Origin of the sequence: Sutterella massiliensis (genome assembly GCF_016899755.1) — a bacterium.
GTDB lineage: Bacteria > Pseudomonadota > Gammaproteobacteria > Burkholderiales > Burkholderiaceae_F > Sutterella > Sutterella massiliensis.
Genome location: NZ_JACJJC010000563.1, coordinates 1 through 229, shown reverse-complemented (window position 1 = coordinate 229; position 229 = coordinate 1). Strand labels below are relative to the sequence as shown.

Genomic DNA, 229 nt, shown 5'->3' with positions numbered 1-229 from the left:
CACGTTGACGTTGTCCACAGGATAGCATATGCGGGAAGTCGTCGAAGCGATTGTGTGGCTCGGGAATGCCAGTACGATACAGCAGCTCCAGCATCCGCCTACGGGCCTGATCCCGCGTCATACCCTGATGCAGAATCAACGGTTCGACCAGCTGCTTACCGATGGTATATACCGGTTTCAGAGAATTCATTGGCTCTTGAAAAATCATCGCTATCTCGCGCCCACGTAT

1 pseudogene is annotated in these 229 nt (G+C 52.8%); it reads right to left on the bottom strand.

Annotated elements, in window-relative coordinates:
• Positions 1-229 (bottom strand): annotated as a pseudogene (locus tag H6A60_RS13855) (microcin ABC transporter ATP-binding protein); the annotation flags it as partial.